This is a genomic window from Formosa agariphila KMM 3901, assembly GCF_000723205.1.
Classification (GTDB): domain Bacteria; phylum Bacteroidota; class Bacteroidia; order Flavobacteriales; family Flavobacteriaceae; genus Formosa; species Formosa agariphila.
Map to the genome: position 1 here is coordinate 2849868 of NZ_HG315671.1, position 21104 is coordinate 2870971.

A 21104-nucleotide genomic window follows, 5' to 3' on the forward strand; every position below is an offset into this window, starting at 1 on the left:
GTTATGAAACGTAGAGATTTTATTCAACAATCTACAGTTGCAACATCTTTAGTTGCCTTAGGCGGGTTAAGCCTTTCATCTTTTACTACAGCACCCACTTCAAAGAAAATTACCATTTTACACACCAACGATGTGCATAGCCATATAGATCCTTTTGGAGCTAATGAAGGAGACAGAGCAAATAAAGGAGGTGTTGCTAGACGAGCTCGTTTAATTGACAGCATTAGATTAGAAAATCCAAATACTTTGCTTTTAGATGCCGGAGACATTTTTCAAGGCACACCTTATTTTAATTTTTATGGTGGCGAATTAGAATTTAAGTTGATGAGTAAACTTAAGTACGACGCTGCAACGATTGGAAATCACGATTTCGACAATGGAATCGATGGTTTATACGCCCAATTACCACATGCTGAATTTCCGTTCTTAATTTCAAATTACGATTTTAAAAACACCATACTAGACACGCATACCAAACCATATAAAGTCTTTATAAAAGATGGTATTAAAATAGGTGTTTTTGGCTTAGGAATAGAATTAAAAGGTCTAGTAGACCCTGCAATGTATAAAGAAACTGTTTATTTAGACCCCATAGAAACTACGCAAGAAATGACACGTATTCTTAAAGAAGACGAGAAATGCGATTTAGTTATTTGTCTCTCTCACATGGGATACAAATACAATTTTGAAGGTAAAATAAGTGATGTAAAGTTAGCTGCAGAAACAAAAAATATAGACTTAATTATTGGAGGTCATACACACACCTTTTTACCCAAGCCTACAGTTATAAAGAATCTTGAAGGTAAAAATACGCTTGTAAATCAGGTAGGATGTTATGGATTAAACCTAGGTAAAATAGATTTCTATTTCGACAATAATAAAAACAAAGCTGCAGATGGCGTGTCCATTAATGTTTAACAACTTGTTGTTGCTTTTCGAATACAAAATTATAAGAGCGAATTTTTATCGCTCTTTTTTGTGCTTCATTTCTAATAGATAAGTAGTAAAAAAGACATATCAATCCCGTAGCAAATAAAAACTTATCAAATAACACAAACGAGATATCGTAGATATAGTAATAGTGAATATAATATAGTAAATCTGAAAAGACAAAGCACAACGCCATTAACAAATACAAAATAGACGATTTACTCTCGGAACTTAAATACACTGCAAAAGATATTAAAACCAGCAGTGCCAATGCCGCACTTCGTAAACCGAAAAACAGAACTTCCAATGGTTCTAACATAATACTATCTAGAATAGTATATAACTGATATAGTAAATATGTGTTTAGTATAAATACAAATATTAAATACCAAGCTAGAAACTTTCCAAATCGAAACCCCTTAAATTTTGTAGTTATAAATCCTAGCAGGCTTAAATAACTCGCAAAATAAAACAAGGCAGAAAACTGTAAAATTTTTGCATTTCCATAGCATACCGAAGTAAGGTCGCTTAAAAACATAAAGCATAAAAATGAAACAAAATACCAGTTAATGTAACGATATTTAGTAAGATAAAACACTACAAATACAGGAATGAATAAGGGCTTCACATATTGCAGAAGTATATCTTTCTCAGTTACTTCGGCATATATATTAACAATAGCTAGCAGATATAAAATCGCTAAGAAAACTCTATTAAAATTACATTTAATCCAATTATTCACAATAAAAACACATAAGTAGGTATAGCAAACATACGACACTTTAACGTATTTTACGTGCAGTTCATCGAAAAGTAATAAAATTTATTTGAGAACTGTAAATTTTCAATATTGTAAATTGATAAATTATAAAATCAAGATTCTACTTTAATAGACTCCACATCTTCTGTAACACTTTGAACAGCATAAAAATAAAAAAACATAAATCCAGATACCAATAAAACAAAATTGCCTAAACCTAAAGAAATATCATTATCTACATAAAAGAAGGCATATTGAACAACTTCAGAAAACACAATACATAAAGAACCTAGAAATAAATATAAAGACCGCCTATTATCTCGATATAAAAAATTTATAAAGGCTACCATGAGTAATAATAAAATTACGGTGTTATATACAACTTCAAAAATAATAGAAGGTAAATCAAAATAATCTAAGATTTCAACTTGCGATAATTCTCCTCCAACTATAGAATACATCACGCGAATTACATATAAGTTAAGCACAACTAACACCGAAATTGTAAGTTTAAAATCGGACCAAATTTCTACAAAATTTAAGCGCTTTAAAATTCCATAAAGAAGTACTATATATGCTGAGAGATATAAAACATTACCTAAATAATACTCATAATAATCAGGTAATACATTTCTAAAGAAAGTTAAAAGGTCTGCTAATGAGAATAACGCCAAAAAAATCATGAAATACGGCAGTCGCATGATATATCCTGTAAAAAAGGAAACACATAAAGCAGGAACAATTAAAGCTTTTACATACTCTGAATAGACTGGCAAGTCTAACAGTTCTAAGAAGACATAAATCACACTAAGCAAAAGTATAAACCACAATATAATTTTTGATTTGTGCATAAATTTATCCTTAAACCTAACAAATATAAATATTAATTACTCATTTTTAGATACAAACATAAAAAAGCACAGAACACGTTATTTCCTTATTTACTATTTAACATCATTAAGAAATCGGTTTCCGACAAAATTTCAATACCTAATTGTTCTGCTTTTGTACGTTTACTTGGTCCCATTTTATCTCCAGCAACCACAAAACTTGTTTTTGAAGAAATTGAACTTCCAACTTTTCCGCCGTTATCTTCAATCATTTTTTTAAGCTCGTCTCTAGAAACTGTTGTAAACACACCAGAGACTACAAATACTTTTCCAACCAGTATATCTGATTGATTGGCTAAGGCTTCTTCTGAAATCTCTAAAGACACGCCATACCCTTTTAAGCGATTAACAATTGCTTTATTTTGTTCTGACTGAAAAAAGGCAACAACACTTTTCGCAATCTTCACACCAATTTCATCTACATTAACTAAAGTCTCCTCTGTAGCTTCTGCAATTGCATCTACATATTTAAAATGCTTAACTAGTTTTTTAGCAACAGTTTCACCTACATAACGAATTCCCAACGCATATAATACGCGTTCAAATGGCACTTGTTTAGATTGCTCGATTCCATTAATTAAATTAACTGCACTTTTTTCTGCCATTCGCTCCAGCGGAAGTACAACATCTTTAGTTAATTCATATAAATCTGAATAATTATCTATTAACCCTTCGTTTACTAATAATGCAACTGTTTCTCCTCCCAATCCATCGATATCCATCGCTTTTCTAGAAATAAAATGCTGAATACGACCAATTATTTGCGGTTTACACCCGTTATAATTCGGACAATAATGCTGTGCCTCGCCTTCTTGTCTTACTAGTTCTGTATCACATTCTGGACAATGCTTAATATATTCAGTAGGTTTAGAGTCTGCTGGACGTTGAGTTAAATCTACTGCAATAATTTTAGGAATAATTTCGCCACCTTTTTCAACAAACACTTCATCGCCTTCACGAATATCAAGCTTAGCTATTTGGTCTGCATTATGCAAAGACGCACGTTTAACCGTGGTTCCCGCCAATTCTACAGGTTCTAGATTTGCTACTGGAGTTATTGCTCCCGTGCGCCCAACTTGATACGAAATTTCATTCAATCGGGTAGACACTTGCTCGGCTTTAAATTTGTAAGCCATGGCCCAACGAGGCGCTTTTGCCGTATACCCCAACTCGTCTTGATGCTGAAAACTATTCACTTTTATAACAACACCATCGGTTTCGTAAGGTAAATCGTGTCTATGAACATCCCAATAGGCGATAAACTCCAAAACGTCGTCTATGGAATTCACTAATTTAGCAGCCTGAGGGACTTTAAATCCCCAATCTCGTGCTTTTTGTAAGCCTTCAATTTGCGACTGAATATTTAAATTCCGTCCAATTATTGTATATAACAAGCATTCTAAAGGACGTTTAGCAACTTCACTACTATCTTGTAATTTTAAACTTCCAGACGCAGTATTTCTCGGATTTCGATAAGGCTCTTCACCAATCTCAATGCGATCTTCGTTCATTTTATTAAACCCATCAAACGGTAATACGATTTCTCCACGAATATCGAATTTCTCAGGAAAATCACCTTTTAACGTTAAAGGCACCGACTTAATGGTTTTTATATTTGCTGTAACTTCATCGCCTTGTACACCATCACCACGCGTAACAGCTTTGGTAAGGACACCATTTTCGTAAGTCAAACTTATTGAAGCACCATCGTATTTTAATTCACACGTATAAAACACCTCGCCATCTACCATTTTTTTAATACGCTGCTCCCAAGCTAGTAAATCGTCTTTAGAATATGAGTTATCTAAAGAATACATACGGTGATCGTGAACTACAGTATTAAAATTTTTAGTAATTGTACCGCCAACTCGATTTGTAGGCGAATTTTCATCATGAAATTCCGGATGTTTAGCCTCTAAATCTTGAAGCGATTTTAGTTTCATATCGAACTCAAAATCACTAATATCACTTTGATCTAAAACGTAATATTTATAATTATAATCGTTTAATTCGTCTCTTAATTGCTGAATTTGTGCTTCAATTGTCATACTTACAATCTCTCTTTATTTAACCATTTTGGAGCAGGCAATGGTTTGTAATTATTCATTTTTTCTAATAAACCATCTATAGTATCATCTACCACCACAGCTTCTAAATTTTCTTGTTTTAAAAAACCTCGTTCTACCATGGTTTTACATTGCGCTAGTAAATGATCGAAAAATCCGTTGACATTTAAAATCCCAATAGGTTTTACATGAAGTCCTAATTGTCCCCAAGTTGTAATTTCGAAAAATTCATCCATGGTTCCGAATCCACCAGGAAGCACCATAAATCCATCCGATTTTTCGTACATAATTACCTTACGCTCGTGCATATTATCGGTAACAATAAGTTCTGATAATTTTGGATGTACAATTTCCTTAGTTTCCAGAAACCCTGGAATTATACCCAAAACATTGCCATTATAATCGATAACCCCGCGAGCTACTTCGCCCATAATACCAATTTTTGCAGCTCCGTAGACTAATTTTATATGTTGTTCTCCTAAAGTTTTACCAAGTTGATACGCTTCAGATATAATTTTTGAATCGGTACCTGTACTCGATCCACAAAACACAGCTATAGATTTCATAGTTTATTTATTCCTTTAATCATTCTATTTCTTTTAAACATATCTTGTCGCAATTCTACATGCATAAATGTATGTTCTTGCAACAAATCAATCATTTCATTACCTAAAAATTCATTTATTTCGAAAAACAACAAACCGTCGTTTACCAAATGCTTTTTAGCCAGCCTCGTAATCGCTTTATAGAATTTAAGCGGATCATGGTCTTCTACAAACAATGCCAAATGTGGCTCGTGATTTAGGACATTAGACTTCATTTGAAGTTTTTCTAATTCGCGAACGTACGGCGGATTAGAAACAATAACATCAAAAGGCAATTTAAAATTAGCATTCTTATATGTGTCTACAGATAAAATATCGGCATGAATAAAATGCACTTCCACATTATTATGTTCAGCATTTTGTGTAGCCACTGCAATAGCTTCTTCACTGACATCGACTGCATACACTTCGGCATTTTCAAAATGTTTTGCTAAAGAAATGGCAATGCAACCACTCCCCGTTCCAATATCTAAAATTCGTAAAGGTTTTTTAATTTTATCTAAATCCGATTCAATAATCCACGCCACTAATTCCTCGGTTTCTGGCCTCGGGATTAATACTGCATTATTCACCTGAAATTCTAATCCAAAAAATTCTGTAGACTTCAACACATACTGAATAGGCTCATGCTTTTTTAAAGACTCTAAAGCATCAAATACAGGTTTAGCTTCTGTTTCAGTAATACTATAATCAGGTTCCATAGCCAGAGTAATGCGTTTAAAATTGAAATAATACTCGCATATCATAAAAAAGAAATGATTAACCTCCTCTTTACCATATTCAGCATCTAACGCCTCATGGAATGTCTGTTTTATTGCTTTTAATCTCATAATTCTTTAATCATCCAAACATTACAAGAATAATGTCCTGTTTCTCCCATTGGGCCATCTAAATATTCGAAACCAACTTTCTCATACAAATGCTTTGCCGATGTCATAAACGGTAACGTTTCTAGATAGCAACGTGTATAACCGAAGTCTTTGGCTTTTTGCAAACACGTATCCATCATTGTTTTTCCTAAACCACGCCCTCGGGCTTCATCTAAAAAATACATTTTTTGTAATTCACAGACCTCTAAAGCATCATCTACCGGACCAATTCCTGCACCTCCAATAACACGATTATGTTCAACAAGCACAAAATAAGTCGATTTTGGCTTATTATAAGCCTCAAACATATCTTCTAGAGCTTTATCCTCGTAAGCTGTACCAACTTTTGGCGCACCAGCTCCGATTAAAACGGTTCGAATCACCTCTGCGACTTGCTGATTATCTTTAGTTTGAATTTCTCTGATCTCGAAATGGCTCATACCCAATTTTAATCTTATTTTTGTGCCGTGAAGATACATGAAAAATACATAAATCGCTGTATAGAAATTGCCAAAAACGGCCTTGGAACTACACGACCAAACCCTATGGTAGGCTGTGTAATCGTACTTAACAACTCTATAATTGGTGAAGGATTTACAAGCCCTTATGGCGGACCTCATGCCGAAGTAAATGCCATTCAATCGGTTACAGATAAATCACTTTTAAAACAAGCTACTTTATACGTTACCTTAGAACCATGTTCTCATTTTGGTAAAACGCCACCATGTAGCGACCTTATTATAAAGTATAACATCCCTAAAGTTGTTATCGGTACTATAGACGATAATTCATTAGTTGCAGGACAAGGGATTAAAAAATTAAAAAGTGCAGGTTGCGATGTTACTGTTGGAGTTTTAGAAGCTGAATGTAAAAATCATCACAAACGATTCTTTACATTTCATAATAAAAAGCGACCGTATATCATCTTAAAATGGGCAGAATCTGCCGATGGCTTTATAGCTCCAAAATCAAAAGACGAACAGAAACCGGTATGGATAACCAACACTTATTCGAGACAATTGGTTCATAAATGGCGCGCCGAAGAACAAGCCATTCTAGTTGGAGGCAATACCGTGTTACAAGACAATCCGAGTTTAACCGTTCGTGATTGGGCAGGATTACAACCTACACGCATTGTAATTGACACACATAACAATCTGCCAGAAGACGTTGCTGTTTTTAATACTACTGCAAAAACCATACGGTTAACTGAAGCTGGATTAAACACCTCATTACCTTTAGCAACTCAAATCTGTGAACGTTTACACGAACACGAAGTAACGTCTGTAATTATTGAAGGCGGAAGCAAAACCCTTCAAACCTTTATAAATGAAAATCTCTGGGACGAAGCCCGAGTCTTTTATGGCACAAATCAGTTTTTAGATGGTACAAAAGCACCATCGTTTAAAGGCCAATTAATCTCAGAAACTAAACTATTAAACGATACTTTAAAATATTACAACAATGATTAAAACAATAATATTTGATTTTGGAGACGTATTTATCAATTTAGATAAAGTGGGCGCTCTAGAAAATGCTTTAGTTAATTTTAAACTAGACAGTCTTCCAGAAGATTTAGTACATATAAATAGTCTTTACGAAATGGGCCTAATGGATACTTCGGAATTTGTAGAGTTTTACGAAGAATCGTTTCCAGATGTAAAATCTGATAAAATTTTAGAAATATGGAACTCTATCTTAAAAGATTTCCCACATCACCGTTTAGAATTCTTAAAAGCACTCTCTGAAAGCAAGAAATACAAGTTGATATTATTAAGCAATACTAACGATTTACATATCGAGTTTGTAAAAAGTTATGTTCCGTTTTTTAATGAATTTGAAAGTTATTTTGATGTGTTCTACCTATCACATGAAATCAACTTAAGAAAACCTAATCCAGATATCTACGAATATGTTTTAAAGCAAAACAACCTTGTCGCTTCCGAAACGTTATTTGTAGACGACTTAACAGAAAACACCACCGCTGCAGAACAACTAGGAATCCACACTTGGAATATCGACCCAGCTAAAGAAGACGTTACAACCCTTTTTGAAACTAAAAAAGAGCTATTTAGTTAATATTTGGACATACAAGACACATACAAAACCATTTTAAAACCGTCTGAAGAAACACTGTTTAAAGAAAAGAACAGTAAGTTTTTTGGGTATGCGTTTCCTGTAAAAACGGAAGACGATGTTAAAGAGCACCTAGAAGCCATAAAGAAACAGCATCATTCTGCGAGGCATTGGTGCTATGCATATCAATTAGGCACAAAAGACATAAAATATCGTGCAAACGATGATGGCGAACCCAACAATTCTGCTGGTATGCCTATTTATGGACAAATTCAATCGTTCGATGTGACAAACGTTCTTATAATTGTCGTTCGTTATTTTGGAGGTGTAAAATTAGGTGTAGGCGGATTGATTGGTTCTTACCGAACATCGGCACAATTAAGCTTAGAAGCATCAAAAATTGTAGAACGCACTATTAATATAGAATACCTTATTGTTTACGATTATAAAAACATGAATAAGGTGATGCGCGTGATTAAAGAGAAAAATATAAATGTTGTAAATCAGAAATTAGAATTACGATGTGAACTTACAATTTCTGTCAGAAAAAAAGATGCCGAAGCTATTTTTAATAGTTTCAGCATCATTTATGAAGTCGAAATTAAAGAACTGTAAGGTTATTCAGGTATTAAATCCAATATATATTTCGGACATTTCATTGGACGTTTTGTTTTCATATTAATAAAAGCCAAAACCGTGTTTGCCACAACCAATAATTCGCCTTCTTGATTGGTAATTTCGAAGTCAAAATCGATTCTCACACTAGGAGCTTTTTTAAGTAAGGTTTTTACTTTAATTACCTCGTCATAATACGCTGACTTTTTGTAATTTAAAGACATTGAAATTACAGGTAACATAACACCTTGTTCTTCCATCTCTTTATAAGAGACGCCTAATGAACGTAACCACTCAGTCCGCGCCATTTCTAGATATAAAGCATAATTACCATGATGAACCACCCCCATCTGATCTGTTTCTCCGTATCGTACTCTTATTTCTATTTCGTCAATTATCATAGTAAAGTTTCATTATTTTTTCGTAGCTTATAAAGCAGGTTAAACATGAGGAAAAAAATCTTAAAATTCAATAGCAAAGCATTTTTTTTTTAAGATATTTGTTCACATATTTGTCAAACCAAAAAACGAGGGATATTTTCAGTAATCCTTTTAACATTAACTAAGAAATCTTTTAAATTATAATGAGTGTAACTGCGCAATCGGTATGGAATAACTGTCTTGAATTTATAAAAGATAATATCCAACCGCAAGCTTATAAAACATGGTTTGAGCCAATAGCCGCAGTTAAATTAACGGACAATGCTTTAAGCATACAAGTTCCTAGTAAATTTTTCTACGAATGGTTAGAAGAGCACTATGTTAAAATTTTAAAAGTAGCTTTAACAAAAGAATTAGGAGAAAAAGCCAAACTAGTTTACATTATAAAAATGGAAAACACGTATGGCAATAAACAACCTTTTACAGAACGTATTCCTAGTTCAAGCCGATCTGCAGTTAAAGCACAAGATGTAGATATTCCGCTTAATAATAAAAATCCAGAATTACGTAACCCGTTTATAATTCCTGGAATTAGAAATGTTAAGATTGAATCGCAATTAAATCCGAATTACAGTTTCGAAAACTTTTTAGAAGGCGATTCTAATCGTTTAGCAAGAAGTGCAGGATTAGCTGTTGCTGCTAAACCAGGAGGAACATCATTTAATCCATTGTTAATTTTTGGAGGTGTTGGTCTTGGAAAAACGCACTTAGCTCATGCTATTGGTGTTGAGATTAAAGACAAATATCCTGAAAAAACAGTACTTTATATTTCTGCTGAAAAATTCACGCAACAATATATAGACTCTGTAAAAAAGAATAATAGAAACGACTTTATTCATTTCTACCAAATTATAGATGTTTTAATTATTGACGACGTTCAATTCTTATCTGGAAAAACAGGAACACAAGATGTCTTTTTCCATATTTTTAATCACTTACACCAAAATGGCAAGCAAGTTATTTTAACAAGTGATAAAGCGCCTGTAGATATGCAGGATATTGAACAACGTTTACTATCACGTTTTAAATGGGGACTTTCTGCAGAATTACAGAGCCCAGATTTTGAAACTCGTGTATCTATATTAAACAACAAATTATATCGAGACGGTGTAGATATGCCTGAAGAGATTGTTGAATATGTAGCTAAAAATATTAAAACAAACGTTAGAGAATTAGAGGGTGCAATTATATCGTTAATTGCTCAATCGTCTTTCAATAAAAAAGAAATTACTCTAGACCTTGCAAAACAAATTGTTGAAAAATTTGTGAAGCACACCAAGCGTGAAGTGTCTATTGATTATATACAAAAAGTAGTATCCGACTATTTCCAAATGAATGTGGATACGCTACAATCTAAAACAAGAAAACGTCATATTGTACAAGCGAGACAATTGGCCATGTTTTTTGCTAAAAAATACACCAAAGCTTCTTTGGCTAGTATTGGTTCGCAAATTGGAAAACGCGACCACGCGACCGTGCTACACGCCTGTAAAACTGTAGATAATTTATCGACTACAGACAAGCAATTTAAAAAGTACGTTGAAGATATTACTAAAAAGCTTTCGGTTTAAAACATAATTACAATGACTAAAATACTTATGGTTTGCCTTGGAAATATCTGTCGATCTCCATTGGCAGAAGGTATTTTACGCTCTAAATTACCTTACGAAGATTTTGTTGTAGATTCTGCTGGAACATCAAATTACCATATAGGATCAAATCCTGACAACCGTTCTATTACCGTAGGAAATAAATACGGTATCAATATTTCTAATTTAATGGGAAGACAATTTTCTGTTAGAGATTTTGATGAGTTCGATATTATCTACGCCATGGATGCTGCCAATTACCGCGATATTTTACATTTAGCACGTAACGAAGCAGACAAGTCTAAAGTAAAAATGATTTTGAACGAAGTATACCCCAATCAAAATTACGATGTCCCAGACCCTTATCATGGCGGAACTCATGGTTTCGAAAACGTCTACAAAATGTTAGATGAAGCATGCGATGTTATTGCAGACAAATTAAAATAACGTGTGTTTCTTATTAAGTTTTACACTGAATAAATTTTTTATATATGAAATCTTCTTTTGGAAAATTATACCTTATTCCAACCACTTTAGGCGATAACGAACCTTTAGAAGTGCTACCAATTTCGGTGAAATCTATTGTAGAAAACACAAAAACGTTTATTGTTGAAAATGAAAAAACAGCACGACGCTTTATTAAACGAATTTCTCCAGAAACGGTGCAGTCTAGTTTAGAGATGTATCATTTAAATAAATTCACAGAATCAAGCGATTTACCAAGCTTTCTAGAACCGTGTTTAAATGGTGTTAATGTAGGCTTACTCTCTGAAGCAGGTTGCCCAAGTGTAGCAGACCCTGGTTCTGATGTTGTAAAAATTGCACATCAGCAAGGCATTCAGGTCGTTCCATTAGTTGGCCCTTCTTCTATCCTACTCGCGCTTATGAGCTCTGGAATGAACGGACAAGGCTTTACTTTTAATGGATACTTACCAATAGATAAAAGCGAACGTAAGCAAGAACTTAAACGTTTAGAACGCTTGTCTTTTGATTATAACCAATCGCAAATTTTTATCGAAACGCCCTATAGAAACAATAAGATGCTTGAAGATATTTGTAGTGCTTTACATAAAAACACTATGGTATGTGTGGCGTGCGATATTACGTTACCCACAGAATTTATTAGAACCAAACCAGCTTCTGCATGGCTTAAAAACACTGAAGACCTCCATAAGAGGCCTTCAATATTTATTATTCATAAAAGTTAAAACTACGCTTTTTTCACTTTAGCTTTTTGGTTGGGCTGAATAAACGAAGTATCGTAACCCGAAAACTTCTTTAAGTAATAACGGATTGTTGTTCCGTAAGCATCAGAGAAACCAACGGCTCCATTACTTCTTAAGTACTTTTTAACATTCCCTGGTCCAGATAAATGTGCTGCTGCAAGAATACCAGATTCTGTAATTAAAACACCATTTATTCTTTTACCAACATAGTTTTTAATGTCTCGACGTAATATCCATTTGTTACGTTCTGCATTTGCTAAAAATGCCTTTTCTTGCAATCCTGGATTTTTTAAAAATTGAACTGGATTATGAATCCCGATAATTTTTAATGTTTCCTTTCCAAATTGGTATTTTCCTAAATACCCTAAAGTGTTTACTGTAAAATAATTTCCTCTAGACTCTTTAAATCCTAGAGCTTCTTTAAAACCTACATACGTTTTTCCTAAATTTGGAGAAAACGCATTTGTTATTTCTGTGTTTAATGCTTCCGCATGATTAAGGTCAATACTATCATTAACCGCATTATAATTTAAGGCTAGGCCTTTTGTTGAATTATAGTTCTCTGCAATACTGATTTCCTCAGTTGTAAATGAATAAAATGCTAAAGAACATATTGCAAGAATTACTATTACATAACTTCCAATATTTTTCATCATATGTTTAATTTCTTCAGGCGGTAATAAAAAGTTTACCTGAAAATTTCAGTCGGCAAATATACAACATTTTTTATTAATCTGAAAATTAATCGATTAACCTAAAATCAGCACATGTATCACACTAAAAACGTACTGGTTATCCGAGATTAGATACTAATCTAACAACATTACTTTGAAAGAAAATTATTACATTTATTTTATCAAAAACATCAACTTTAACAATTACTTAGTAATTCCTTGACGATTGAGGTAGTTTTGGTAAGCTCTAGCATTGGCATTATGCTGACTTAAATTTTTAGCAAATCGATGGTAACCTATACGTTCTGCATCTGCAGCAAAATAATAATAATCGTGCTGTTCTGCATTTAAAACGGCTTTAATAGCTGTAAGATCTGGCATAGCTATTAACCCTGGAGGTAACCCTCTATACATATAAGTATTATATGGCGAGTCTATGGTTTTATGCTTATTTAAAACGCGTTTTATAACGGTGCCTTGATATTCTGGCAATTGGTAGGCTGCAAATTTTAAGGTAGGATCGGCTTGTAATGGCATACCAACTTTTAATCGGTTTAAATATACACCTGCAATTCTAGGTTGCTCGTCGGCAGCTTTAGATTCTTCATGTACAATAGAAGCTAAAGTAATCACTTCACTAGGTGACAAATTAATAGCTTCCGCTTTTTGTAACCTTAAGTCAGTCCAAAATCGCTTATATTCCGTAAGCATGCGGTTTCTAAACTCTTCTCCCGATGTATTCCAGAAAAACTCGTAGCTATTCGGTATATACATCCCTAATCGTGTGGCTTTAGTAAACCCGTTTTCTTTTAAAAACAAAGTGTCTTGAAAAGCAACAACAAGAGATAAACTATCGGCTTCAATTTGTGTCGCCACTCGTCCTGCTAATTTTTCAATAGTTTCTTGATTATTAAATGCCACCTGAACAGGAAGACTATTAATACGTATAGAATTTATAATATCATTATTATTCATGCCTTTGGTAATACTAAACTTCCCCCCTTTTATATGAGTAGTGTATTGTTTACGTTCTGCCAAAGCATCAAAGGTTTCAATATCCTTTAAAAGCGGTTTTAATTGTTCTCGCACATCTTGATACGATGCGCGTGTTGGAATATAAACATATGCCGTTTCATTATTAAAAGCTGTATTAGGCTTAAACATGGCAGAATACACATAGTTTGCAAAAAAAGCAGCCACAACTAGGCCGATAAGCGCGATGGCTACAAGAATTTTTTTAATATACATTAGCTATTTATTAATTGAAATAGGAATTCGTTTTTATATACGCCTTGAACGAGGTTCCAATCTTTTTTTAATCCGATATTTTCGAAACCTTGATTTTTAAATAATTTAAGACTTGCTTTATTGTCTTCAGAAATATTACAATACACTTGATGTAACTGTAAGTGATTAAAACAGTACTTTATTAAAAGCGATAAGGCTTCTCGACCATACCCTTTAGCTCGCTTGGCTTCATCGGTAATTAAAATACCAATACCCGCTTTACGGTTTCTAAAATCGAAATCGAAAACATCTATTAACCCGATTACAACGTCGTTATAATCTGAAATAACTAATCGTAGTTGTTTCACTTCGTAAATATCTAAATGTGCTTGATCTAAATACTGCTTAATTAAATATTTTGAATATGGGGTTTGTGTGTTACTTAATTCCCAGATAGATTCGTCGTTTTCAACATGATGAATAAACTCTAAATCTTCAGGCTCTAAGGCACGTAAATAAATGTGTTCTCCTTTTAAGGTTACCATTCAATCTCCCCTTTAAAGACTTGCTTTGCTGGTCCAATTAACCAAACATCTGTATAACCAGCTTCAGATTTGGTAAAAGTTACTTTTAATTGTCCACCTTGCACTTTTAAATGCACTGTATTATCTGCAGTTTCTCCTAAATAATTCATAGCAATGGCAACAGCTGTTACTCCTGTTCCACAAGATAGCGTTTCATCTTCCACGCCTCTTTCGTAAGTTCTAACTTCAAATTCATTAGCAGAAATTTTCTTAACAAAATTCACGTTTGTTCCTTCATTATAATAAGGAGCACCATTACGTATTGTACGTCCTAGCGTTTTTATATCGAAGGTGTCAATATTATCTTCAAATTGTACATGATGCGGAGAACCTGTATTTAAAAACACATATGATTCATGCTTTTCTACAGTTGGTACATCTTGCATTTGCAATTGCACTAAATCGTCTTCGAACACCACATGATGCATGCCATCAATAGCTTCAAAAGATGCTTTTGTATCAATTACATTTAAATCTTTAGCAAATTGAGACAAGCAACGTCCACCATTTCCGCACATGGTACTTTCATTTCCGTCGGCATTATAATACACCATTCTAAAATCAACATCTGGATGATTCTCTAATAATATTAAACCGTCTGCACCAATACCAAAACGTCTATCACATAAACGATTAATAAGTGCTGTATCTCCTTTATCGAATGTATTCTGACGATTATCTATCATCACAAAATCATTCCCTGTTCCTTGATATTTATAAAATGTGTGTGTCATAATTACCGGCAAAGATAGGAATATTTAGCAATTTTATCGCGTGTTAAAAAGTCTTTAATACTACGTTAAATAGCGTTAAACTATTCTAAGTAATACAATAAAAAAGTAATTTTATTCATTATTACTTAATAACCTATATTATATATAACATGAAAAAAATACTAACCTTAATTTTCGTTTCTGCTTTAGGAGGTATGCTAACTCTTGGAGCATATAAGATGTATTTAGAGCCAAAGGATGCTTTAGTTATAACAAAAACAGAAACTAGCCCATCTAGTTTTATACCAGCTTCTAATATTTCAAATTTAAATGCGATTGCCAATGCTCCCGATTTTACTACGGCAGCCGAAAACACAGTACATAGCGTGGTTCACGTTAAAAACACATCTATTGTTGCGGGACGAATGACTTATAGAGACTTATTCTCTGGAAGAAGTTCTGCAAGACCACAAGTAGGTACAGGGTCTGGTGTAATTATTTCTCCAGACGGTTATATCATTACAAATAATCACGTAATCAATAACTCTCAAGAACTTACAGTTACTTTAAATGATAACAGAGAGTATGATGCTAAAATTATTGGTAGCGATGATAAAACAGATATTGCTTTATTAAAGATTGACGTAGACGAAGATTTACCGTACACTACTTTTGGAGATAGCGATCAAGCAAAACTTGGTGAATGGGTACTTGCTGTTGGAAACCCTTTTAATTTAACTTCTACCGTTACTGCCGGAATTATAAGTGCAAAATCAAGAGATTTAACAGGAGAAAGCAATCAATCTTTTATTCAAACAGATGCGGCAGTAAACCCTGGGAATTCAGGAGGAGCTTTAGTTAACACTAATGGAGATTTAATTGGTATAAATACAGCGATATCATCTCAAACAGGCTCTTACATCGGATATTCTTTTGCTGTACCTAGTAACATAGCTAGAAAAGTAGTCGAAGATATTATGGAGTACGGAAACGTACAAAACGGAATATTAGGTGTTGTTGGCGGTGCCTTAAATAATACGTTTGCCGAACGATTAAATATTAATGAAACCGAAGGTTTTTATGTAGATGATGTTGAAGAAGGTTCCGGAGCACAAGTTGCAGGAATCCAAAAAGGTGATATCATTAAAAAGATAGACCACGTAAAAATTACAAAGTTTGCAGATTTAAGAGGACATTTAAATACTAAACGTCCAGACGATGTGGTACAGATTACCATTTTAAGAGATGGCGACTTAGAAGAAATTCCTGTAACACTTATAAAAAATCAGACATTTACTATGCCTTTAGTTGGTGTGGTTAAAAACACAGATAAAAAAGATTTAAAACAATTCAATTTAGATAATGGAGTTAAAATTATAAGATTGAATAACGAATATGCTCAATACTGGAAACAAAATGGCATTATGGAAGGCACAATAATCACAGCTATAGATGCTCAAAAAGTAAATAGTATAGATGATGTCCAAAATATATTAAAAGCAAAATCGCCTAATGAGCCTTTACAAATTGAAATGATTAATTCTAGAGGTGAAAAAGAACGTTATAATTTCAGATAACTTATAAATCATTTAAAATTTAACAAAACCCTTCAGAAATTCTGAAGGGTTTATTTTTTGCAAAAAATCACTACGAAAACGTTTGAAATCTATTATTTTTGTCAAAACACATATCAACAAACTAACACATCTAACCAATGAGTTTTAACGAAACATATGAAAAACAACTCGCTTTTCAAGCAGACAGAAGAAAAGCTACAGTAAAATTAATTAAAATAGTAAGCGATTTATGGTATGACAAAGCCATAGAATTGGTGCTCTTCAGAAATCAGTTAATAGACAGAAATGTAAGTCAGATTTTGAATTTACACGAGTATGCTGGAGAATTTGTTCAGAAACCCATTTCTATTTTCGATTCTGTCGAAATTGCACAAGCCATTAGGAAACTAGATTTACCTCCAGCAAAATTAGATATCGGGAAACTGACATACGAGTTTCAGATAGACGACCAAAAGCATGGTAATGCCACGGCGTTTTTAATCGACAAATTAAAAAACGCTAAGAAAAACGGAGGAATCAAACCTAAAGACGTCATTCTATATGGTTTTGGTAGAATAGGCCGATTGGTTGCTAGAGAACTAATGACCCGCACGGGAGCAGGAAATCAGCTTCGGTTAAGAGCTATAGTAACACGTGGCACATTAGACCAAACGGTTTTAGAAAAAAGAGCTTCACTATTAAGAAATGATTCTGTTCACGGTGAATTTTCAGGAACTGTAGTCGCCGATGCAAAAAACAATGCCCTAATTATAAACGGAACAACGGTTAATATTATATCTGCTAACAATCCAGAAGATATCGATTATACAGCATATGGCATCAATAATGCTTTAGTAATAGACAATACTGGAGCTTTTAGAGATGAAGAGGCATTGCATAGACATTTACAATCTAAAGGTGTAGATAAAGTATTATTAACTGCACCGGGTAAAGGTATCCCCAATATTGTGCATGGTGTAAATCATTTAGAATATAAACCAGATACAGTTAATATATTTTCGGCAGCATCTTGTACTACCAATGCCATAACACCTATTTTAAAAGTCATTGAAGATGAGTTTGGTGTAACACATGGTCATTTAGAAACTATTCATGCTTATACAAACGACCAGAATTTAGTCGATAATTATCATAGTAAATACCGTCGTGGTAGAGCAGCGGCATTAAACATGGTAATAACAGAAACCGGAGCAGGAAAAGCTGTATCTAAAGCGTTACCGAGTTTAGAAGGCAAGTTAACATCTAACGCCATTCGCGTACCCGTACCAAATGGTTCTTTAGCCATTTTAAATTTAGAACTTGGTAAAGAAACCACAGTAGACCAATTGAATTCTGCCATTAAAAAAGCAGCATTAAACGGACCACTAGTAGAACAAATTAAATACGAACTTAGCGACGAATTGGTTTCTAGCGATATTGTGGGAAGTTCTGCTCCTGCTATTTTCGACAGTAAAGCCACAATTGTAGGCCCGAATCATAAAAATGCAATTATATATATTTGGTACGATAACGAGTATGGTTATAGTCATCAAGTAGTTAGACTAGCAAAATACATCTCGAAACTGAGACGGTTTACATATTATTAATAGTAATCATCCAAACACAAATTTTTACCGTATATATTAAACCTCACTAATGTGAGGTTTTTTGTTAATTATAATGTTATACTTAAGCATTATTTTTTAATTTCGTAAAATTCTAAAAAACCCAAATACGATTTCGATAATGAATGTAATAAAAACGTTAACCACGACATTAATTGCTTGCTTGCTTACTCTATCTTTATGTGCACAAACAGCAACACCAGATTCTGAAGCTAGTGACAATTTATCTTTAAATGAAGGGACGTTAGATAATCAATTTGAATACATCATTCAAAAATCTAACAATTACCAAAATTATAAAGTGGTTAAAAAAGTATGGTTACAAACTTTAAAATCTCATACTTTAGATTCCTTAAAGGCCGTAAAAATAGACTTAGTAGAAACTCAGACTATTGTAGACCAACAAACTAATGAAATTTCGACTTTAAAATCTAATTTAAGCGAAACACAAAATACCTTAGACCTTACTAATCAGGAAAAAGATAGTATGGAATTTTTAGGTATGCAATTAAGCAAAACAACGTACAATACTTTTATCTGGTCTATTATTGGCGGATTATTAGCCTTTTTATTATTCTTTATCTATAAATTTAAGAATAGTAATTCAACTACAAAAGAAGCAAAACGTATGTTGGCTGAAATTGAAGAAGAATTCGACGAGCACAGAAAAACGGCATTAGAACGCGAACAAAAAGTACGCAGACAATTACAAGACGAATTAAATAAGCAAAAATCTAATTCTTAAAACGACATACATAATCTTGTATTTTTATATCTTAAAGTCCATACACGCAGTATGGACTTTTTTATTAATACCATTTGAACCATAAATAACTTCGGATTTTAATTCGATTCTTCTCATCTTTGCAAAAGTTTTTAAAATGAAGCCATGCGCATAGATATCATAACTGTTTTACCAGAATTACTTAAAAGTCCGTTTGAGGCATCCATATTAAAACGTGCTATAGAGGCCGATTTGGTTGAAGTTCATTTTCATAATTTAAGAGATTACACGACTGATAATTATAAAACAATAGACGACTATCAGTTTGGTGGTGGCGCAGGTATGGTCATGCTTATAGAGCCTATAGATAAGTGCATCACGAAATTAAAATCTGAACGCCAATACGACGAAGTTATTTATATGACACCCGACGGTGAAACCTTAAAGCAAGGTATTGCCAATACGTTATCTTTAAAAGAGAATATTATTATTCTTTGCGGACATTATAAAGGTGTGGATCAACGCGTACGCGATTTATTTATCACTAAAGAAATTTCTATAGGCGATTATGTATTATCTGGAGGCGAATTAGGAGCCGCAGTATTATGTGATGCCATTATTCGATTAATTCCTGGTGTTTTAGGTAATGAAACCTCTGCCCTAACCGATTCTTTTCAAGATGATTTATTAGCTCCACCAATTTATACACGACCAAGAGAGTATAAAGGCTTAAAAGTTCCTGAAATACTATTTAGTGGTAATTTCCCGAAAATAGAGAAATGGCGTGAAGATCAAGCTTTTGAACGTACAAAAGAACGCAGACCAGACCTTTTAGAAGAGTAAATATTTATTTTAAAAGAAGTGTTGTAAATACCAAATAAAACACTATTTTTGCACCCAATTTCGGACCAACCTCTGGCGAAAATCGTGAATGTTGCTTTGAATTAACTATAATAAAATAATAAAGATATGGAATCTTTAATAAAATTTGTACAAGACGAATTTGTAACAAAAAAAGAGTTCCCTGAATTCGGAGCTGGAGACACAATTACAGTGTACTACGAAATTAGAGAAGGTGAAAAAGTACGTACTCAGTTTTTTAGAGGAGTAGTAATTCAAAAAAGAGGTTCAGGTAGTTCTGAAACATTTACAATCAGAAAAATGTCTGGAACTGTAGGTGTAGAACGTATCTTCCCTGTAAATATGCCAGCTTTACAAAAAGTTGAAATTAACAAAAAAGGTAAAGTGCGTAGAGCTCGTATCTTCTACTTTAGAGGTCTTACTGGTAAAAAAGCAAGAATTAAAGAATTACGAAGACGCTAATCTTAGCATGCTTATAATACTTAAAAGTCCTAACAGAATTGTTAGGACTTTTTTTATGAACAAAAGTTAATAACTTCGGTTTATAAAATGTTGATATCTAAAATGTTAAATGTGTTTGAAAAACTAGAATTGTTTCTTATCTTTATAAAACAATTAATACTCTAGTTTACATTACAGTATTAAACGTTCTTTTAATAATTGTTTTTTGAGATTTTTAAATAACATGATATTGTTATTTAAAATCATGAGGTTTTAAAAAGTAAGGTTGCAAGTCAAGCTTAACTAATAAAACTAAAAGTTTTCGGATGTATTTTTAATCGAGAGTTAAATACAGGAAAGAAAACAATGTTTGGATAGAGTTTGTATTAAATAAACAAAAGAAAAACATGAAGAAAAACAATTACATTGAAACATTGCGTAGCTAGTAAATACATTTTGAACGTTACATATAAATGTTTCATTATTTTGAAATAGTTCATTATTAATGAAAACAAGTAAGATTAAATTCTGAACGTAATCAATCAATAGATTGATAAAATTAAAATGCTATTTCAGAAAAAGCCATATCAGTATAGTATTTTACTATGTGATATGGCTTTTATCTTTTATTAA

23 protein-coding genes are annotated in these 21104 nt (G+C 33.1%); 12 read left to right on the forward strand and 11 right to left on the reverse strand.

From position 1 onward, the window contains the following. Positions 1-3 precede the first annotated feature (3 nt). Positions 4-918: a bifunctional metallophosphatase/5'-nucleotidase gene (locus BN863_RS11820; protein ID WP_038530845.1), complete on the forward strand. Its 915-nt coding sequence runs from the start codon at positions 4-6 to the stop codon at positions 916-918. Here the strand turns inward: BN863_RS11820 and BN863_RS11825 are convergent. From BN863_RS11825 to BN863_RS11850, 6 genes are all read right to left on the reverse strand, one after another. After that, positions 908-1672 (reverse strand): hypothetical protein, encoded by a 765-nt coding sequence (locus BN863_RS11825; protein WP_038530848.1) that lies wholly within the window; start codon positions 1670-1672, stop codon positions 908-910. The genes BN863_RS11820 and BN863_RS11825 overlap by 11 nt on opposite strands. 131 nt (positions 1673-1803) lie before the next feature. Further along, positions 1804-2541, reverse strand: coding sequence for a hypothetical protein (locus BN863_RS11830; protein WP_038530850.1), 738 nt, complete (start codon positions 2539-2541; stop codon positions 1804-1806). 86 nt (positions 2542-2627) lie between these two features. After that, on the reverse strand, positions 2628-4628 hold the full coding sequence (gene ligA / locus BN863_RS11835) for an NAD-dependent DNA ligase LigA (protein WP_038530853.1): 2001 nt from the start codon (positions 4626-4628) through the stop codon (positions 2628-2630). Between the two features lie 2 nt (positions 4629-4630). Next, positions 4631-5212, reverse strand: a complete 582-nt coding sequence (locus BN863_RS11840; protein WP_038530855.1) for an LOG family protein — start codon at positions 5210-5212, stop codon at positions 4631-4633. Then, a complete protein-coding gene (prmC, locus tag BN863_RS11845; RefSeq protein WP_038530858.1) occupies positions 5209-6081 on the reverse strand; it encodes a peptide chain release factor N(5)-glutamine methyltransferase in 873 nt (290 codons plus the stop codon). Before prmC ends, BN863_RS11840 begins: the two co-directional genes overlap by 4 nt. After that, a complete protein-coding gene (locus tag BN863_RS11850) occupies positions 6078-6560 on the reverse strand; it encodes a GNAT family N-acetyltransferase (RefSeq protein ID WP_038533550.1) in 483 nt (160 codons plus the stop codon). Before BN863_RS11850 ends, prmC begins: the two co-directional genes overlap by 4 nt. A gap of 27 nt (positions 6561-6587) precedes the next feature. Between BN863_RS11850 and ribD the strand changes: the two genes are divergently transcribed. Genes ribD through BN863_RS11865 form a run of 3 tightly spaced genes read left to right on the forward strand, consistent with a single transcriptional unit; the run spans position 6588 to position 8811 of the window. After that, positions 6588-7592: a bifunctional diaminohydroxyphosphoribosylaminopyrimidine deaminase/5-amino-6-(5-phosphoribosylamino)uracil reductase RibD gene (gene ribD, locus BN863_RS11855; protein ID WP_038530860.1), complete on the forward strand. Its 1005-nt coding sequence runs from the start codon at positions 6588-6590 to the stop codon at positions 7590-7592. Then, the gene (locus tag BN863_RS11860; protein WP_038530863.1) at positions 7585-8199 is read left to right on the forward strand and encodes an HAD family hydrolase; all 615 of its coding nucleotides are present in this window, start codon (positions 7585-7587) and stop codon (positions 8197-8199) included. Before ribD ends, BN863_RS11860 begins: the two co-directional genes overlap by 8 nt. A gap of 3 nt (positions 8200-8202) precedes the next feature. After that, a complete protein-coding gene (locus BN863_RS11865) occupies positions 8203-8811 on the forward strand; it encodes an IMPACT family protein (protein WP_038530865.1) in 609 nt (202 codons plus the stop codon). Between the two features lie 2 nt (positions 8812-8813). Here the strand turns inward: BN863_RS11865 and BN863_RS11870 are convergent, their stop codons facing one another. Next, positions 8814-9212 (reverse strand): acyl-CoA thioesterase, encoded by a 399-nt coding sequence (locus BN863_RS11870; protein ID WP_038530868.1) that lies wholly within the window; start codon positions 9210-9212, stop codon positions 8814-8816. 182 nt (positions 9213-9394) lie between these two features. Between BN863_RS11870 and dnaA the strand changes: the two genes are divergently transcribed. From dnaA to BN863_RS11885, 3 genes are read left to right on the forward strand one after another with little or no spacing between them, the layout of a single operon-like run. Then, entirely contained in the window at positions 9395-10822 is a 1428-nt protein-coding gene (dnaA, locus tag BN863_RS11875; RefSeq protein ID WP_038530870.1) for a chromosomal replication initiator protein DnaA, read from the forward strand. Between the two features lie 12 nt (positions 10823-10834). Next, complete coding sequence (locus BN863_RS11880; protein ID WP_038530873.1) at positions 10835-11287, forward strand: low molecular weight protein-tyrosine-phosphatase; 453 nt, start codon at positions 10835-10837, stop codon at positions 11285-11287. A 44-nt stretch (positions 11288-11331) separates the two neighbouring features. Further along, a complete protein-coding gene (locus BN863_RS11885) occupies positions 11332-12048 on the forward strand; it encodes an SAM-dependent methyltransferase (protein WP_038530876.1) in 717 nt (238 codons plus the stop codon). A 2-nt stretch (positions 12049-12050) separates the two neighbouring features. Here BN863_RS11885 and BN863_RS11890 read toward each other — a convergent pair whose 3' ends face one another. The 4 genes from BN863_RS11890 to dapF all read right to left on the reverse strand — a co-directional run bounded on the left by BN863_RS11890 (position 12051) and on the right by dapF (position 15285). Beyond that, positions 12051-12722, reverse strand: a complete 672-nt coding sequence (locus BN863_RS11890; RefSeq protein WP_038530878.1) for a hypothetical protein — start codon at positions 12720-12722, stop codon at positions 12051-12053. A 222-nt stretch (positions 12723-12944) separates the two neighbouring features. Next, the gene (mltG, locus tag BN863_RS11895; RefSeq protein ID WP_038530881.1) at positions 12945-13988 is read right to left on the reverse strand and encodes an endolytic transglycosylase MltG; all 1044 of its coding nucleotides are present in this window, start codon (positions 13986-13988) and stop codon (positions 12945-12947) included. Next, complete coding sequence (locus tag BN863_RS11900; protein WP_038530884.1) at positions 13988-14512, reverse strand: GNAT family N-acetyltransferase; 525 nt, start codon at positions 14510-14512, stop codon at positions 13988-13990. Before BN863_RS11900 ends, mltG begins: the two co-directional genes overlap by 1 nt. Next, a complete protein-coding gene (gene dapF / locus BN863_RS11905; RefSeq protein WP_038530886.1) occupies positions 14506-15285 on the reverse strand; it encodes a diaminopimelate epimerase in 780 nt (259 codons plus the stop codon). The genes BN863_RS11900 and dapF overlap by 7 nt, the downstream gene beginning before the upstream one ends. A gap of 149 nt (positions 15286-15434) precedes the next feature. Here dapF and BN863_RS11910 point away from each other — a divergent pair, with 149 nt between their 5' ends. The 5 genes from BN863_RS11910 (at position 15435) to rplS (ending at position 20492) form a co-directional block, all read left to right on the forward strand. Beyond that, positions 15435-16841: a trypsin-like peptidase domain-containing protein gene (locus tag BN863_RS11910; RefSeq protein ID WP_038530889.1), complete on the forward strand. Its 1407-nt coding sequence runs from the start codon at positions 15435-15437 to the stop codon at positions 16839-16841. 137 nt (positions 16842-16978) lie between these two features. Beyond that, on the forward strand, positions 16979-18427 hold the full coding sequence (locus tag BN863_RS11915; RefSeq protein WP_038530891.1) for a glyceraldehyde-3-phosphate dehydrogenase: 1449 nt from the start codon (positions 16979-16981) through the stop codon (positions 18425-18427). A gap of 139 nt (positions 18428-18566) precedes the next feature. Beyond that, entirely contained in the window at positions 18567-19190 is a 624-nt protein-coding gene (locus BN863_RS11920) for a hypothetical protein (RefSeq protein ID WP_038530893.1), read from the forward strand. 144 nt (positions 19191-19334) lie between these two features. Next, entirely contained in the window at positions 19335-20012 is a 678-nt protein-coding gene (trmD, locus tag BN863_RS11925; RefSeq protein WP_038530896.1) for a tRNA (guanosine(37)-N1)-methyltransferase TrmD, read from the forward strand. Positions 20013-20138: 126 nt separating this feature from the next. Further along, on the forward strand, positions 20139-20492 hold the full coding sequence (rplS, locus tag BN863_RS11930) for a 50S ribosomal protein L19 (protein ID WP_038530898.1): 354 nt from the start codon (positions 20139-20141) through the stop codon (positions 20490-20492). Positions 20493-21104 lie beyond the last annotated feature (612 nt).